This is a genomic window from Sphingomonas guangdongensis (assembly GCF_900199185.1).
Taxonomy (GTDB): Bacteria; Pseudomonadota; Alphaproteobacteria; order Sphingomonadales; family Sphingomonadaceae; genus Sphingomonas; species Sphingomonas guangdongensis.
On sequence record NZ_OBMI01000003.1, the window covers coordinates 260870 to 276094 of the forward strand.

A 15225-nucleotide genomic window follows, 5' to 3' on the forward strand; every position below is an offset into this window, starting at 1 on the left:
CGCCTATAGGCGCGGCACTTCCCTCACGGAAACGAGGTCCCCCGCACCGTGGCCAAAGCCCCTGCACGTATTCCCGCGGCCGAGCCGCCGATCCCCAATCGCGAGCGGCCGTCCGAGCCGAAGCCGTTCGAGGCGACCAAGGAGCAGCTGCTCCAGTTCTACAAGGACATGCTGCTGATCCGCCGTTTCGAGGAGAAGGCCGGGCAGCTCTACGGCCTGGGGCTGATCGGCGGTTTCTGCCACCTCTACATCGGGCAGGAGGCGGTCGCAGTCGGGCTCCAGTCGGCGCTCGACGGCGACAAGGACTCGGTGATCACCGGCTACCGCGACCACGGCCACATGCTCGCCTACGGCATCGATCCCAAGGTCATAATGGCCGAGCTCACCGGGCGTGCCGCCGGCATCTCGCGCGGCAAGGGCGGGTCGATGCATATGTTCTCGACCGAACATAAGTTCTATGGCGGCCACGGCATCGTCGGCGCGCAGGTTTCGCTCGGTGCCGGCCTTGCCTTCAAGCACAAGTACGCCGGCGACGGCGGTGTGACGCTCGCCTATTTCGGCGACGGCGCGGCCAACCAGGGCCAGGTGTACGAGGCCTTCAACATGGCCGAGCTGTGGAAGCTGCCGATCATCTTCGTGATCGAGAACAACCAGTACGCGATGGGCACCAGCGTCAACCGCGCGTCGAGCGAGGACCAGCTCTACCGCCGCGGCGAGAGCTTCCGCATTCCGGGCATCCAGGTCGACGGCATGGACGTGCTCGCCAGCCGCGGTGCGGCCGAGACGGCGCTCGAGTGGGTCCGCGCGGGCAAGGGGCCGATCATCCTGGAGATGAAGACCTATCGCTATCGCGGCCACTCCATGTCCGATCCGGCCAAGTACCGCAGCCGCGACGAGGTGCAGGCGGTCCGCGACAAGTCCGACCCGATCGAGCACGTCAAGAAGCTGCTCGAGGCGCAGGGCGTGACTGAAGCGGATCTGAAGCCGATCGAGCAGGACATCCGCCGCGTCGTCAACGAGGCTGCGGACTTCGCCGAGAACGCGCCCGAGCCCAACCCGCAAGAGCTGTATACCGACGTGCTGGTGGAGTCGTACTGATGCCGATCGAGATCAAGATGCCGGCGCTGTCGCCCACAATGGAGGAGGGCACGCTCGCCAAGTGGCTCGTGAAGGAAGGCGACACGGTCAAGTCCGGCGACATCATGGCCGAGATCGAGACGGATAAGGCCACCATGGAGTTCGAGGCGGTGGACGAGGGTACCGTTGCCCAGATCCTGGTCGCGGAGGGCACCGACAACGTGAAGGTCGGCACCGTCATCATGCAGCTGGCGGGCGAGGGCGAGGATGCCTCCGCCGCGCCGGCGAGCGCTCCGGCCGCGGCCGACAAGGAGGACACGCCGGCCCCGAACGCGCAGGCCGACGCGACGAAGGACGACACCGTCGAGGACTCCGCGCACCCGGCGCAGGAGAAGGTCGAAACCGGCGCCCGCCAGCTGTTCGAGGCCGCGAGCCACGAGGCGGAAGTCGAGAATCCGGAGGTGCCCGAGGGTACCGAGATGGTGAAGCTGACCGTCCGCGAAGCACTGCGCGACGCGATGGCCGAGGAGATGCGCGCGGACGAGCGCGTGTTCGTGATGGGCGAGGAAGTCGCGCAGTACCAGGGCGCGTACAAGGTGACGCAGGGTCTGCTCGACGAGTTCGGCGAGAAGCGCGTCATCGACACGCCGATCACGGAGTACGGCTTCGCCGGCATCGGCACGGGTGCGGCGATGTCGGGCCTGCGCCCGATCGTCGAGTTCATGACCTTCAACTTCGCCATGCAGGCGATCGACCACATCATCAATTCGGCCGCCAAGACCAACTACATGTCGGGCGGCCAGATGCGCTGCCCGATCGTGTTCCGCGGCCCCAACGGTGCCGCCAGCCGCGTCGGCGCGCAGCACTCGCAGAACTACGGTCCGTGGTACGCGAGCGTGCCCGGCCTGATCGTGATCGCGCCCTATGACGCGCAGGACGCCAAGGGGCTGCTCAAGGCCGCGATCCGCAGCGAGGATCCGGTCGTGTTCCTCGAGAACGAGCTGATGTACGGCCGCTCGTTCGAGGTGCCGAAGCTCGACGACTTCGTCCTGCCGATCGGCAAGGCTCGGATCATGCGTCCGGGCAAGGACGTGACGATCGTCAGCTACTCGATCGGCGTCGGCGTGAGCCTGGAGGCGGCCGACAAGCTGGCGGCCGAGGGCATCGACGCCGAGGTGATCGACCTGCGCACGCTGCGTCCGCTCGACCGCAAGACCGTGCTCAAGTCACTCAGCAAGACCAACCGCATCGTGGTGGTGGAGGAGGGCTGGCCGACCTGCTCGATCGCGAGCGAAGTTGCCGCCTTCGTCATGGAGGAGGGGTTCGACGACCTCGACGCGCCGGTGCTCCGCGTGACCAATGAGGACGTGCCGCTCCCCTACGCCGCCAACCTCGAGAAGCTGGCGCTCGTGACCGCCGACAAGGTGGTCGCTGCGGTCAAGCAGGTCACGTACCGCTAGGTTTGGGCCGACCATCCTGCCGCCACCCCAGCCGGCGCTGGGGTGGCGTAGCTTCTGCTAGGTGCCGGACCTGCTCAGCAGGTCGACCTGGTCGCGTTCTCGACGTTGTAGATTTGGGTCATGTCGCGGCGGTCGCGGATCATCATGGAGGCGACCTCCGTCATCGTCTGCGACGGCGACAGCGACGTCTTGATGATCGGCTGGTACTCGTAGAAGACCTCAACGAACATGGTGCCGCCGTCCTCGGGCGCGGTCACTTTCATGCCGGCGGGGCCGACGCCGTCCATGTTGGTGCCGCTTGGCTGCCCGGCGACGCCGAACCCCGACACGTGGGTGGTCTTGTCGCCACGGCAGCGCTGCCAACCGATCTTGTAGCGGTTGGTGAGGTTGGGCCGCGCCATCGGCTCGACGCTGGAGATGATGACTCGGCCGTTCTTGAAGAGGTCGAGGTCGCCCGATTGCCAGCCGGCGCCGGTGAGCACGTCGTTGATGTCGGTCTCGCTGATCGTCTTCGCCTGCAGCATCGTGCCGGCGCCCATTCGCGCCGCATTGTCCGACAGGTGAAGCGCGATCTGGCTGATCCGCTGACGGGTGATGATGTAGTTCATCAGCTCCGTGCCCATCAGGCACATGGTCAGGAAGATCGGCAGGTAGAAGGCGAACTCGAGCAGCGCGAGGCCGCGGCGATCGTCGCGAAGCCGGCCGAGCGTCGTACGGAGGCGGGCGATCATGCGCAGTTCCTCACCACCGGCTCGGCATAGCTGCCCTGGACGTCATAGGGCTGGTTGCGCAGCAGGGTGGTCGCCTCCAGCTTGATCGACTTGCTGCCGCCGATGAAGTTGTAGATCGGCACCAGCCGCGGGTAGGTCATCTCCACCTTGTAGACGACCGCGTCGCGCGCACCGCCCTGGCCGGCGTTGCCGCCGTCGCGATCCCACACGCTGTTCAGGTTGTTGTCCTGGTACGGCTCGCCCGCGTCGCACCGGCCGTTGCCGTTGGTATCAGTCCACGGCTCGGGCTTGGCGGCGGCCGCTTCGGTAAAGGAGCGGAAGAAGCGGCGATCGATCTTGATCACCGCGTTGTTGCGCAGCGCATAGACCTGCTTGCGCACCTTATCGTCCAGCGCCGCGTTGGCCTCGATCACGTCCTGTGACTCGAGCGCGGAATCGCGCCCGACCTTCTGCACCACGCCCTGCAGCGCGGCGCGCGTGTAGAGCGTGTGCGCGAAGTCGAAGCCACCCAGCAGCAGCAGGCACATCACCGGCGCGACGATCGCGAACTCGACCACGGTCGCGCCGCGTTCGTCGCCGCGCAGGCGGCGGAGGAGCAGGGGCACGCGCATTAGTTGGTCAGCCTCAGCATGGAGATCTGGTCGGCGATGTTCTTGAACGTCTGCTGGAGCGCAGCCGAGCTCGTCGCCTTGAAGTAGCGGCCGGGCGTCGCGCAGTCGGACAGCCGCTTCTCGGTGGTGGCAGCGAGATTGCCGAAGGCGATCACCCACAGCGTGATGTTCTTGTTCTTGATCGCGGTGCACAGCCCCTCCGTCCGCTTGTTGACCTGCTGGGTCAGCGTCGGCGTGTTGGTGGTGCAGCCGTCGGTCGGCACGGTGTTCTGGTTGGTGCGCCGGCGGTCGAACCATTCGACGCCGTAGGAGGTGTAGTTGTAGTTCTCCGTGCAGGCGTCGCCGTCCGTCATGAAGATCAGGTGCCGCTCGATCTCCGCACCCTTCGGCGTGAACTCGTTCTCGTCACGGAACAGGCCGGTCGGCGAAAGCAGGCGCGCGCCCCAGATCAGGCCGATGTCGTGATAGGTGTTGCCCGACGGGTTGAGCTGATCGACGTAGCTGGTGAAGGCGCTGGCGACCGGCCACTCCTGCATCTTCCGCGCCTCGACCGGGCACGAATAGACGGAGGTGTTGTTGTAGTTGGTGGAGGTGATCTGCTCCGCCATCGTCCAGTTGCCGATGTTGCCGCCGCCGCCACTGGTCTGCGCGCGGGTGAAGATCAGGTCGGGCAGCACCATGCCCCACTGCGTGCTGCGGTCGCCCGGCACGGGGATGCTGTCGATGTCCAGGTCCTTGGCGCCGCTCGGGATCGGATCGTAGTTCGTGTCGCGCGTGGTCTCGCGCTCCTCGACGCAGCCGTCCCACCGGATGGTCTTGTCGGTGAAGTTGTTGTTGACCTTCCACTTGAAGTCGCGATTCCACGTCGAACCGCTCTTCAGCAGCGAAACGGTGACCGGCAGCTTGGCATACTTCCACTGCTGATAGGTCTTTTCCAGCTTCTCGTAGTAGCGAGTAGTGATCCGATTGCCGGAGCAGGTGCCGCCGTTGGCGCTGTTCCAGCTGGTGACGTTCACCTCGGTCTTCTCATAGTAACGGTTCTCAGCATCGACACTGGTGTAGCCGGTCTGCGAATTATAGCCGTACGCCGCCGCCGTTTGATTGTTGCACATGTTCTGCGGCACGCCGGTCTGGCTGATCGGCTGGCGCGAGCGCTCTTCCTGACGATCGGGCTTCCACTCGCCCGGCACGTCCACAGGCGCCCGGGTCTGGTAATCCCAGCTGTCGGCAAACCACTCGGGCTTGAGCAGGTAGCCGACGTTGACGTTGGTGGCGTAGGGCACGAAGCCGAAGCGGATCTGCACCTGTCCGCCGGTGCCGCCGCCGGGCGTACCGGTGGTGCAGTTGGCGTTGGTGTCGAGCCGCGCGACGATCTCGTAGAAGCACTTGACCGCGGTCTTCAGCGCCGACATCTTGTTGACGGTGTCGCCCGGCTGCGCGTCGGCCATCGACCCGGTGGTGTCGAGCACGAACATGACGTCGGTGTTGGGCAGCCGCATCTCGGCATCGCACTCGACGGCGATATTGTCGGTCTTCAGCCCGAACACACGCATCAGCGTCATCGGGATCTCGGCGGAGACCTTGCCGCTGACCTTGCCCGCGTTCTCGGTGAACTCACGCTTCAGGTCGTGCGAGGCGAACGAGCCTTCATCGAAGTTCGCATCGAAGAACAGGTTGGCCTGGGTGCGCGGATAATAATTGCTGTAAGACCAGGTGCCGCCGCCCATCGCGCGCCGCCCGGCGAGCGCGCCGGCGTCGCAGGCATGTTGCAGCCGCGTCTTCAGGATGTACATGCGGCTGATGTCCAGCCCGCCGCCGACCATTCCGATCAGCGGGATCAGCGCCGCCGTCATGACGATCATGGTGTTGGCGCGGACGTCATGCAGCAGGCGGGACAGAAAGCCCCGCGGCTGCTCGCTGCTCGGAGTGGTCGCCTTGCTCACCGGTTCTCGCTCGATTCCTGCCCCATCAATGCGTGCCCATGCGCGCGCTGGTGCTAAGGCGACTTAAAGGCCGATGGTTAATTCGCCCTTCACGCCAGAGGCTGCGGCCGACGACCCTCGCGCCGCCGAGCGCCGCGTCGTGCTGAGCTACGTGCCTGCGGACGCGCGCGCCGGCATGGCGGCACTGCTCGCGCTGGATGATCAGCTCGCCAACATCGTCCGCACCACTCGCGAGCCGATGGTGGGGCAGATGCGACTCACCTGGTGGCATGACGCAATTGCGCGGCTGGAGACCGCGGCGCCGCCCGCCCAGCCGGTGCTGGAGGCGCTGGCGTCGCGGGTCGTCCCGGTCTGCGGCGCGGCTGCGTTCCTGCCGGCGATCGACGGCTGGGAAGTGCTGCTCGAACCCGAACTGGGGGACGATGACCTCGCGACCTACGCCGCGGGCCGCGGTGCGCTGTTCGCGGCGGCGGCGGTGCTGATGGGCGAGGGGGCCGAGCGGATTGGCCATGCCGGCGAAGCCTGGGCACTCCACGATCTCGCCGCCCACGTTCGCGATCCTGCGCTCGCCGCTCGCGCCCGGCGGCTGGCGCAGGCTCGACAGGAGCGGCGGCGCTGGCCGGTGCGGCTACGCGCGCTGGGCGCCTTGACGTCGCTTGCCCGCGATCACGATCGCGCACCGGCGGTGCGGATCGGGCGTGCGCTGTGGCTGCGGCTGACCGGCTACTGACGCGGGGGCTGGTCGCGGCATCGCACTGCCGCTAGCCTCCGCGTACTTGGGGGAGTGCGGCGATGCTCAAATATCTTGCCGGGGTCGCGTCCGCACTGCTGCTGGTCGCGGCGGGCGTGTTCCTGTTTCGCTCAAGCGCGACGGCGGAGGCACCGGCGCTGGTGCCCCGTGCGACCGCGCCGCAGGCCGGTACACCATCGGAGCCACTTGCTGACGAGCCGCTGCCCGAGGCCGCGGCGCTCACCCGCGAGCAGCGGCGCTTCAACCGCTACGACAAGGATCGTGATGCGGCGATCGCGCGCGAGGAGTACCTCCAGTCGCGGCGCAAGGCCTATGCAAAGCTCGACGCGAACGGCGACGGCCGGCTGTCGTTCGACGAGTGGGCGGCGAAGACGGTCGCCAAGTTCACGACCGCCGACCGCGACCGATCCGGCAGCCTGACCGCCGCCGAGTTCGCGACGACTGCCGTCAAGCGGTCGCCGGCGCGGGCGCGGCGGTGTCCGCCGCAACAGGCACCGAACGAGGCGGATTGAGCCAGCCTGCCAGCGCCGCGCGGGCGCGATCGGTATACATGCGCTTGCGATCCGCCTTCTTCGTCCGGCCGGGGATCGGCGGCATCAGCCCGAAGTTGACGTTCATCGGCTGGTAGGTCTCGACCGCCGCGCCGCCGGTGATGTGGTTGAGGAGCGCGCCGAGCGCAGTCTCGACCGGCGGCGGCGCGAGCGCGTGCCCCAGCACCTCCGCCGCGGCGAAGCGGCCGGCGAGCAGGCCGACCGCCGCACTCTCCACATAGCCTTCGCACCCCGTCATCTGCCCGGCGAAGCGCAGGTGGAGCCGCGACTTCAGGCGAAGTTCGGTGTCGAGCAGCTCGGGCGAGCGGATGAAGGTGTTGCGGTGCAGCCCGCCCAGCCGCGCGAACTCCGCGTTCTGCAACCCCGGAATGGTGCGAAACAGCCGCACCTGCTCGGCATGCTTCAGCTTGGTCTGGAACCCGACCATGTTCCACAGCGTGCCTTGGCGATTGTCCTGGCGCAGCTGAACGACGGCATAGGGCCAGCGACCGGTGCGGGGATCGTCGAGGCCGACGCCCTTCATTGGGCCGTAGCGGAGCGTGTCGACACCGCGCTCCGCCATCACCTCGATCGGCATGCAGCCTTCGAAATAGGGGACATCCTCCCATTCCTTGAACTCGGTCTTCTCGCCGGCGAGCAGCGCGGCGTGAAAGGCAAGGTAGTCGTCCTTACTCAGCGGGCAGTTGATGTAGTCGGACCCTTCACCCTTGTTCCACCGCGACTGGAACCAGGCCGTCTCCATGTCGATCGAGTCGCGGTGGACGATCGGCGCGATCGCGTCGAAAAAGGCGAGCGCATCGCTCCCCGTCGCCGCACCGATGTTGTCGGCGAGCAGCGGGTCGGTCAGCGGCCCGGTCGCGACGATCGTCAGGCCATGCTCCGGCAGCGTCTCGACCCGCTCGCGGACGATCTCGACGTTCGGGTGCGCCGCGAGCGCTGCGGTCACGCCCGCGGAGAAGCCGTCGCGGTCCATCGCCAGCGCCGATCCCGCGGGCACGCGGTGCGCGTCGCCCTCGCGCAGGATCAGCGAACCGAGCGTCCGCATCTCCTGGTGCAGCAGCCCGACCGCGTTGTTTTCCGCATCGTCGGAGCGGAAGCTGTTGGAGCAGACCAGTTCCGCCAGACCGTCGGTGTGGTGAGCGGGTGTGGTCGTTCCGGAACCGCGCATCTCCGACAGGCGGACCCGCACGCCGGCCTCGGCCAGCTGCCACGCGGCCTCCGATCCGGCGAGGCCGCCGCCGATGATGTGAACCTGGTGCGCGATCGCGAGTTGCTCCTGTCAGAAGCGCGTGCCCAAAGCACAGATCGGCGCAAAGGGACAGGTGTGGCATGACGATCTACACCATCGGTTATGAAGGCGCGACCGTCGCGGAGGTGATCGCCGCCCTTGAGCAGGCGAGGGTCGAGCGGCTGATCGACGTGCGCCAGCTGCCGCTCTCGCGCGGGCCGGGCTTCTCCAAGTCGAGCCTGGCCGCGGCGCTCGCCGAGCGCGGAATCGATTACGTCCACTTGAAGGCGCTCGGCACCCCCAAGCCGGGGCGCGATGCCGCCAAGAAGGGCGACCGCGCGACGCTTGAGGCCGTGTACGCCGGGCAGCTGAAGTTGCCGGAAGCGCAAGCACAGGCCGCGCAGATGCGGGCGCTGGCGGCGGAGAAGGTGTCGGCGCTGCTCTGCTTCGAGCGCGACCCGCACGTGTGCCACCGCACGTTGCTGCTGGCGGCGGAAGGCGAGGGGGTCGAGGTGGTGGATCTGGTGCCGTGAAGGGCGGGGCGGGCTCAACCCGACCGTTCGTGCTGAGTAGCGGCTGAGCGAAGTCGAAGGCGCGTATCGAAGCGTCCTCTGTCTGAAGTCTTTCGATACGCCGTTCCGACGTCGCTCAACGGCTACTCAGGACGAACGGTTTGTTTGAATACTATCGTTTCTGCGCGAACCAGATGACGTGGCGCGGACCCTTGCCGTTCTGGCGGGCGCGGACGGCGATTTCCTCGACCGCGAAGCGCGCCTCCTTGAGGCGGCGGGCGAAGGCGTGGTCGGGTGCGGCCGACCACACGGCGAGCACGCCGCCGGGCCTCAGCGCGGCGCGCGCCGCCTCCAGCCCGCGCGCGGTGTAGAGCCGGTCGTTGGCGTCGCGGACCAGCCCGTCGGGTCCGTTGTCGACGTCGAGCAGGATGGCATCGAAGCGGGCAGAGCCGGCGGCGATCACCGCCGCCACGTCGGCGAACTCGACCGCGACGCGCGGATCGTCCAGGCAGCCGGCGGTCTGCTCGGCCATCGGCCCGCGTGCCCAGTCCACGATCTTGGGCACCAGTTCGGCCACGGTCACCCGTGCGTCTGCGGAGAGGCGGGCGAGCGCGGCGCGGAGCGTGAACCCCATGCCGTAGCCGCCGACCAGCAGGTGCGGGCTACGCACGTGAGACAGCCGGTCGCACGTCATGGTGGCGAGCGCCTCCTCCGACCCGCTCATGCGACTGTTCATCAGCTCGTTACGCTCGAGCACGATCATGTAATCGTCGCCGCGCCGGAAGAGCCTCAACGGCTCCCCGCCGGGCACGGGCGCGGTGTCGATGAGGGTTCGGGGGGTCATCTCATTTCTACCGTCATCCCGGCGGAGGCCGGGATCCAGGGCCACAGTCGCCGGCGTGCTTGGCTCTGGACCCCGGCCTGCGCCGGGGTGACGGTGGAACGGTCAGCCCGCAACCGGCAGCCGTACCTGGCCATCCTCGTTCCGCTCCAGCGGCGAGTAGGCGACCACCGCCAGCAGCGGCAGCTCCCCGTACAGGTGCGGGAACAGCTGACCACCGCGCGACTCCTCCCAGCGGACCTGCTCGCCGAGCGCCTCCAGGTCCACCGCCGCGACATGCAGGTCCGCCTGCCCGGCGAAGTGCTTGTCGACCGTCTCGGTCAGCTGCGCGGCAGTCGACAGGTGAATGTAGCCGTCCGCCACATCGACCGGCGCTCCGGCGAAGCGCCCGTCCGCCTCCAGCGCTGCCATCTGCTCGCCCGTCAGCACCTTGTAGGCGAGGGTGGGGCGCTCGCTCACTGGCCGTCCTCCGGTCCGGCCGCGGCATTGTCGCCGATCGTGCCGCCGTCGTCCGGGGCGACCTCGCGCGTCAGCTCGGCGGCGACCATCGCCTCCGCGGCGTTCTCGGGCTCGGGCTCCTCGTCGATTCGCGCGGCGGAGACGATGTGCTCGCCCGGCGACACGTCGAACAGCCGGACGCCCGCCGATCCGCGTCCGATCACGCGTAGGTCGGCCAGGTGGATGCGGATCAGCTTGGCCTGGTCGGTCACCAGCATCAGCTGCTGCGCCTTGGTCGCCGGAAAGCTCGCGACGACCGGCCCGTTGCGGGCGATGTTGTCGATGTTGGTGATGCCCTGGCCACCGCGCCCCGTTCGGCGATACTCGTACGCCGACGACAGCTTGCCATAGCCGTTGGCGCAGACCGTCAGCACGAATTGCTCGTGCGCGCGCAGGTGCTCGAACCGGTCGAGCGGGATGGTCGGCTCGCCCTCCTTCTCCGCCTTCCACGGCGCGAAGCGGAGATAGGCCTCGCGCTCCTCCTGGGTCGCGCCGGCACGGTGGAGGACGGAAAGGGAAATCACCTCGTCCCCGTCGCGCAGGGTCATGCCGCGCACGCCGGTGGAGGCGCGGCTCTGGAACTCGCGGACGTCCTCTGCCGGAAAGCGGATCGCCTTGCCCGTCCGCGTCGCGAGCAGCACGTCGTCTCCCTCGTCGAGCAGCGCGACGCCGATCAGGCGGTCGCCCTCATCCTCGCCCTCGAACTTCATCGCGATCTTGCCGTTCGACGGCACGTTGGTGAACGCGTCCATCGAGTTGCGGCGGACACTGCCGCGGGCGGTCGCGAACATGACGTGGAGCTTGCCCCACTCCGCCTCGTCCTCCGGCAGCGGCAGCACGGTCTGGATCGTCTCGCCCGCGGCGAGCGGCAGCAGGTTCACCATCGGCCGCCCGCGCGTCGCGGGCCCGCCCTCCGGCAGGCGCCACACTTTCATGCGGTAGACCTTGCCGAGCGTGGAGAAGAACAGGACGGGCGTATGCGTGCTGGTGACGAACAGCTCGGTGACGACGTCCTCGTCCTTGGTCGCCATGCCGCTGCGGCCCTTGCCGCCGCGCGCCTGGGCGCGGAAGGTGTCGAGCGGGGTGCGCTTGATGTACCCCTCGACCGTGACGGTGACGACCATCTCCTCGCGCTCGATCAGGTCCTCGTCCTCGATCCCCTCGGCCGCCGCGGCGATCTCGGTACGCCGGGGCGTCGCATAGGCGTCCCGGACGGCGGTCAGCTCCTCGACCATGACCTCGTACAGGCGCGCGCGGTTGGCGAGGATCTCGAGCAGCTCGGCGATCGAACTCGCCAGTACGCGCAGCTCGTCGCCGATCTCGTCGCGACCGAGCGCGGTGAGGCGGTGCAGGCGGAGGTCGAGGATCGCCCGAACCTGGATCTCCGACAGGCGATAGGTGTCGCCCGTGACCTCGGTCTCGACCGCCTCGACCAGGCGGATATAGGGCGCGATCTCCGCCACCGGCCACTCGCGCGCGAGCAGCGCGGCACGGGCATCGGCGGGGGAGGCGGAGCCGCGGATGGTGCGGACCACCTCGTCCAGGTTGGTGACCGCGATCACCAGCCCCAGCAAGATGTGCGCGCGGTCGCGGGCCTTCGCCAGCTCGAACTTCGCGCGGCGGGTGATCACCTCCTCGCGGAATTGGACAAAGGCCTGGATGATGTCGCGCAGGTTGAGCAGCTCGGGGCGCCCGCCGCGGATCGCCAGCATGTTGGCGGGGAAGCTCCCTTGCGCCGGCGTGTGCCGCCACAGCTGGTTCAGCACCACCTCCGGCGTCGCGTCGCGCTTCAGGTCGATGACGATGCGGACGCCCTCGCGGTTCGATTCGTCGCGGATGTCGCTGACGCCCTCGACCCGCTTGTCCTTGGCGGCCTCGGCGATCTTCTCGACCAGCGCGTTCTTGCCCTGCTGGTACGGGATCTCGGTCAGCACGACCGAGCGGCGCTCGCCGCGCTGCTCGGTCGTGTGGCGGCTGCGGACGATGATGGAGCCGCGGCCGCCCTCATAGGCGCTGCGGGTTCCCGTGCGCCCCAGGATCAGCCCGCCGGTCGGAAAGTCTGGACCGGGGACGATCTGCATCAGTTCTTCGGTCGTGATCGCCCCATTGGAGATGTACGCCAGGCACGCGTTCACCACCTCGCCCAGGTTGTGCGGCGGGATGTTGGTGGCCATGCCGACCGCGATGCCGCCCGCGCCGTTGACCAGCAGATTGGGGAAGCGCGCCGGCAGGACGGAAGGCTCGCGCTCCGACCCGTCGTAGTTGGGGGTGAAGTCGACCGTGTCCTTGTCGAGATCGTCGAGCAGCGTGCCCGCGACCCGCGCCAGCCGGCTTTCCGTGTAGCGCATCGCGGCCGGCGGATCGGGGTCCATCGATCCGAAATTGCCCTGGCCGTCGATGAACGGCACCCGCATCGACCAGTCCTGCGCCATGCGCGCCAACGCGTCGTAGATGCTGCTGTCGCCGTGTGGGTGGTACTTGCCCATCACGTCGCCGACGATGCGCGCCGACTTGCGGTACGGACGCCCGGCGACATAGCCGCTCTCGTACGCCGAATAGAGGATGCGGCGGTGCACGGGCTTCAGGCCGTCGCGGACGTCGGGCAGCGCGCGCGCGACGATGACGGACATGGCGTAGTCGAGATAGCTCGACTTCATCTCGTCGACGATGGAGATCGGCGTGATGTCGGACGGATCGGCGAGCAGGGTCTCGTCGGGCAAGTTCTAGTGCTTTCGGGGTTGTTGCAATGCTGTGACGACCCTAGCCGGACCGACACACACCAGCAACCCCGCGCGCCCGCGTACGCGCGCGAGGAAACTGTTCACGCTGCCGTTCCGGGCGTGGTCAGAACGGGATCTCCGCCCCGTCCCAGGCGAACAGCTTGCCCGTATCCTTCGGGCCCAGGCCGTCGATCACGTCGAGCAGCTGCACGGCCGCCCGATCCGGCGCGAACAGCGTGCCCGCCGCGACATTCGCCTGGAACGGTTTCGACAGGCCGGTGTCCACCGTGCCCGGATGCAGCCCCACGACGATCGAGCGGGGGCTGGTCCGCGTCGCCTCGATCGCGGCACCGCGCAGCATCATGTTGAGCGCGGCCTTGCTTGCGCGGTAGCCGTGCCAGCCGCCCAGGCGATTGTCGCCGATGCTGCCGACCCGGGCGGACAGCGCCGCGATCACCGGCGTGCCCGTGCGCGGCAGGAGTGGCACGAAGTGCTTCAGGACGAGCGCGGGGCCGACCGTGTTGATTGCATACTGCCGCGCGAGCCAGTCGGCATCGAGCTCCTTCAGCGCCTTCTCCGGCCCGCGCTCGCCTTCGTGGAGCAGCCCGGTCGCGATCAGCACCAGCGCCGGCTGACCGGCGGCGGCGACCCGCTCGGCCGCAGCGGCGATCGTCGCCTCGTTGGTCAGGTCGATGTGCGCGTCGCCGACGCGCGAGCGGGCAAAGCCGAGCACGGCGTCGTGCGCGCCTTCCTCGACCAGCGCGGTTTCCAGCGCGTGCCCGATCCCGCCGGTCGCTCCGATCACCGCTGCCACGCTTGCCATAGCCGGGTTATACGGCGCGGGTGCTCGGCGTCAAAGATCGGCCAAGCTGTTCAAAACGCGTTCAGTCGCATTCTGCGACGGGCAGTCGCGTGCCCGCGGCTTGAACGCCGCACGGCCCCAAACTACTGACGTTCCGTCACCCTAGCAGGGTTCCCTTCAGGAGATTGCCCCGATGAAGTCCATCTCGACCTTCGCGCTCGCCGCGGTGCTGGCCGCCGGGCTCGCGACGACCGCGACCAGCGCGCCCGCTGCGGCGCAGAAGAAGGGCAAGGAGGAGAGCGGCGCACCGCAGCTGAAGCTGTCGGACGCGGTCCGCAAGCCGGTCGCCGCCGCGCAGACCGCGCTCGCCGCCAACGACACCGCGACCGCGACGACCCAGCTCGCCGCCGCCGAGGCCGCCGCCAAGACCGACGACGAGACCTACATCGTCAATGCGCTCAAGCTGCAGATGACCGCCAAGTCGAACGACCCGGCGCAGCTCTCCCCCATCCTCGACAAGCTGCTGGTCAACCCCAAGACGCCGCAGGCGTCGCTCGGCCAGTACAACTATTTCCGCGCGCAGGCGCCGTGGAACGCCAAGCGCTACGCGGAGGCGCTGCCTTACCTCCAGAAGGCGCGCGACCTCGGCTACGTTAACGAGAATTTGACGCTCCAGATCGCCGCGGCGATGACCGAGACCGGCAATGTCGCGGGCGGCGTAGCGGAAGTGTCAAAGGCGATCGATGCCGAGACGGCTGCCGGCCGCAAGGCGCCGGAGGCGTGGTACAGCTATGCCGTCGGCAAGCTCTACGACGCCAAGTCGCCCGACCTGTCGCCGTGGCTGCAGAAGCAGATCAATGCCTACCCGACCGCCAAGAACTGGCGGACCGCGCTGCTCGTCTACCGCGACAGCCAGGAAAAGGGCGGGACCAAGCTCGACCGTGCGCAGCAGCTCGATTTGTTCCGCCTGATGCGGGCGGCCAAGTCGCTCGGCGCGCGCGGCGACTATCTCGAATATGCGCTGATCGCCTATGACACCGGCTTGCCCGGCGAGACCAAGTCGGTGATCGAGGAGGGGCGCGCGACCGGCAAGATCCCGGCGACCGACGCCAACGGCAATCGGCTGTATTCCGATGCCAACAACGCGATCAAGCTCGAGGGCTCGCTCGCCGGTGTCGAGGCAAAGGCCAAGGCAGCGGCGAACGGCAAGACCGCGGCGCAGACCGGCGACGCCTACCTCGCGCTCGGCCAGGCGGCCAAGGCGGTAGAGCTCTACACGGTGGCGCAGCAGAAGGGCGGCGTCGATGCGTCGGAGCTGAACCTCCATCTCGGCATCGCGCACTACAACGCTGGCAACAAGGCCGCGGCGAAGACCGCGTTCCAGGCGGTCACCGCGGGTCCGCGCAAGGACATGGCGGCGTTCTGGGTCCAACTGATCGACCTGGGCGTTACCCCCGGCACGACCGCCTGATCCCGGCCGGATCGATGCGGCGGGGGCGG

14 protein-coding genes are annotated in these 15225 nt (G+C 68.2%); 6 read left to right on the forward strand and 8 right to left on the reverse strand.

Annotation, left to right across the window (positions count from 1 at the left end):
• The first annotated feature begins 48 nt into the window (after positions 1-48).
• Both pdhA and CRO12_RS13250 read left to right on the forward strand, forming a co-directional pair.
• Positions 49-1098: a pyruvate dehydrogenase (acetyl-transferring) E1 component subunit alpha gene (pdhA, locus tag CRO12_RS13245; protein ID WP_097064551.1), complete on the forward strand. Its 1050-nt coding sequence runs from the start codon at positions 49-51 to the stop codon at positions 1096-1098.
• Positions 1098-2537 (forward strand): pyruvate dehydrogenase complex E1 component subunit beta, encoded by a 1440-nt coding sequence (locus tag CRO12_RS13250; protein WP_097064552.1) that lies wholly within the window; start codon positions 1098-1100, stop codon positions 2535-2537. The genes pdhA and CRO12_RS13250 overlap by 1 nt, the downstream gene beginning before the upstream one ends.
• Positions 2538-2611: 74 nt before the next feature.
• Here CRO12_RS13250 and CRO12_RS13255 read toward each other — a convergent pair whose 3' ends face one another.
• From CRO12_RS13255 to CRO12_RS13265, 3 genes are read right to left on the reverse strand one after another with little or no spacing between them, the layout of a single operon-like run.
• Positions 2612-3268, reverse strand: a complete 657-nt coding sequence (locus CRO12_RS13255) for a TadE/TadG family type IV pilus assembly protein (protein WP_097064553.1) — start codon at positions 3266-3268, stop codon at positions 2612-2614.
• Positions 3265-3873 (reverse strand): TadE/TadG family type IV pilus assembly protein, encoded by a 609-nt coding sequence (locus CRO12_RS13260; protein WP_425443027.1) that lies wholly within the window; start codon positions 3871-3873, stop codon positions 3265-3267. The genes CRO12_RS13255 and CRO12_RS13260 overlap by 4 nt, the downstream gene beginning before the upstream one ends.
• A gap of 5 nt (positions 3874-3878) precedes the next feature.
• Positions 3879-5822: a TadE/TadG family type IV pilus assembly protein gene (locus CRO12_RS13265; RefSeq protein WP_097064555.1), complete on the reverse strand. Its 1944-nt coding sequence runs from the start codon at positions 5820-5822 to the stop codon at positions 3879-3881.
• Between the two features lie 73 nt (positions 5823-5895).
• Here CRO12_RS13265 and CRO12_RS13270 point away from each other — a divergent pair, with 73 nt between their 5' ends.
• Positions 5896-6552 (forward strand): squalene/phytoene synthase family protein, encoded by a 657-nt coding sequence (locus tag CRO12_RS13270; RefSeq protein WP_097064556.1) that lies wholly within the window; start codon positions 5896-5898, stop codon positions 6550-6552.
• Between the two features lie 62 nt (positions 6553-6614).
• Complete coding sequence (locus CRO12_RS13275) at positions 6615-7085, forward strand: EF-hand domain-containing protein (RefSeq protein WP_097064557.1); 471 nt, start codon at positions 6615-6617, stop codon at positions 7083-7085.
• Here CRO12_RS13275 and trmFO read toward each other — a convergent pair.
• Positions 7021-8388 (reverse strand): methylenetetrahydrofolate--tRNA-(uracil(54)-C(5))-methyltransferase (FADH(2)-oxidizing) TrmFO, encoded by a 1368-nt coding sequence (gene trmFO / locus CRO12_RS13280; protein WP_097064558.1) that lies wholly within the window; start codon positions 8386-8388, stop codon positions 7021-7023. The two genes, CRO12_RS13275 and trmFO, sit on opposite strands and share 65 nt — an antisense overlap.
• A 65-nt stretch (positions 8389-8453) precedes the next feature.
• Between trmFO and CRO12_RS13285 the strand changes: the two genes are divergently transcribed.
• Positions 8454-8885: a DUF488 domain-containing protein gene (locus tag CRO12_RS13285; RefSeq protein WP_097064559.1), complete on the forward strand. Its 432-nt coding sequence runs from the start codon at positions 8454-8456 to the stop codon at positions 8883-8885.
• Positions 8886-9036: 151 nt separating this feature from the next.
• Here the strand turns inward: CRO12_RS13285 and CRO12_RS13290 are convergent, their stop codons facing one another.
• From CRO12_RS13290 to CRO12_RS13305, 4 genes are all read right to left on the reverse strand, one after another.
• Positions 9037-9708: a spermidine synthase gene (locus CRO12_RS13290; protein WP_097064560.1), complete on the reverse strand. Its 672-nt coding sequence runs from the start codon at positions 9706-9708 to the stop codon at positions 9037-9039.
• Between the two features lie 102 nt (positions 9709-9810).
• Positions 9811-10116, reverse strand: a complete 306-nt coding sequence (locus CRO12_RS13295; protein WP_425443035.1) for a DUF952 domain-containing protein — start codon at positions 10114-10116, stop codon at positions 9811-9813.
• Between the two features lie 44 nt (positions 10117-10160).
• Positions 10161-12923 (reverse strand): DNA gyrase subunit A, encoded by a 2763-nt coding sequence (gene gyrA, locus CRO12_RS13300; RefSeq protein WP_097064562.1) that lies wholly within the window; start codon positions 12921-12923, stop codon positions 10161-10163.
• Between the two features lie 124 nt (positions 12924-13047).
• Positions 13048-13746, reverse strand: a complete 699-nt coding sequence (locus tag CRO12_RS13305) for an SDR family NAD(P)-dependent oxidoreductase (RefSeq protein ID WP_097064563.1) — start codon at positions 13744-13746, stop codon at positions 13048-13050.
• A gap of 172 nt (positions 13747-13918) precedes the next feature.
• Here CRO12_RS13305 and CRO12_RS13310 point away from each other — a divergent pair, with 172 nt between their 5' ends.
• Positions 13919-15196, forward strand: a complete 1278-nt coding sequence (locus CRO12_RS13310; protein ID WP_097064564.1) for a hypothetical protein — start codon at positions 13919-13921, stop codon at positions 15194-15196.
• Positions 15197-15225 lie beyond the last annotated feature (29 nt).

Coding starts and splice junctions, on each gene's coding strand:
- CRO12_RS13285 (WP_097064559.1), top strand. CDS start 8,454: ATGACGATCTACACCATCGGTTATGAAGGCGCGACCGTCGCGGAGGTG.
- CRO12_RS13270 (WP_097064556.1), top strand. CDS start 5,896: ATGGTTAATTCGCCCTTCACGCCAGAGGCTGCGGCCGACGACCCTCGC.
- CRO12_RS13275 (WP_097064557.1), top strand. CDS start 6,615: ATGCTCAAATATCTTGCCGGGGTCGCGTCCGCACTGCTGCTGGTCGCG.
- CRO12_RS13305 (WP_097064563.1), bottom strand. CDS start 13,746: ATGGCAAGCGTGGCAGCGGTGATCGGAGCGACCGGCGGGATCGGGCAC.
- CRO12_RS13290 (WP_097064560.1), bottom strand. CDS start 9,708: ATGACCCCCCGAACCCTCATCGACACCGCGCCCGTGCCCGGCGGGGAG.
- CRO12_RS13255 (WP_097064553.1), bottom strand. CDS start 3,268: ATGATCGCCCGCCTCCGTACGACGCTCGGCCGGCTTCGCGACGATCGC.
- CRO12_RS13295 (WP_425443035.1), bottom strand. CDS start 10,116: ATGGCAGCGCTGGAGGCGGACGGGCGCTTCGCCGGAGCGCCGGTCGAT.
- CRO12_RS13310 (WP_097064564.1), top strand. CDS start 13,919: ATGAAGTCCATCTCGACCTTCGCGCTCGCCGCGGTGCTGGCCGCCGGG.
- CRO12_RS13250 (WP_097064552.1), top strand. CDS start 1,098: ATGCCGATCGAGATCAAGATGCCGGCGCTGTCGCCCACAATGGAGGAG.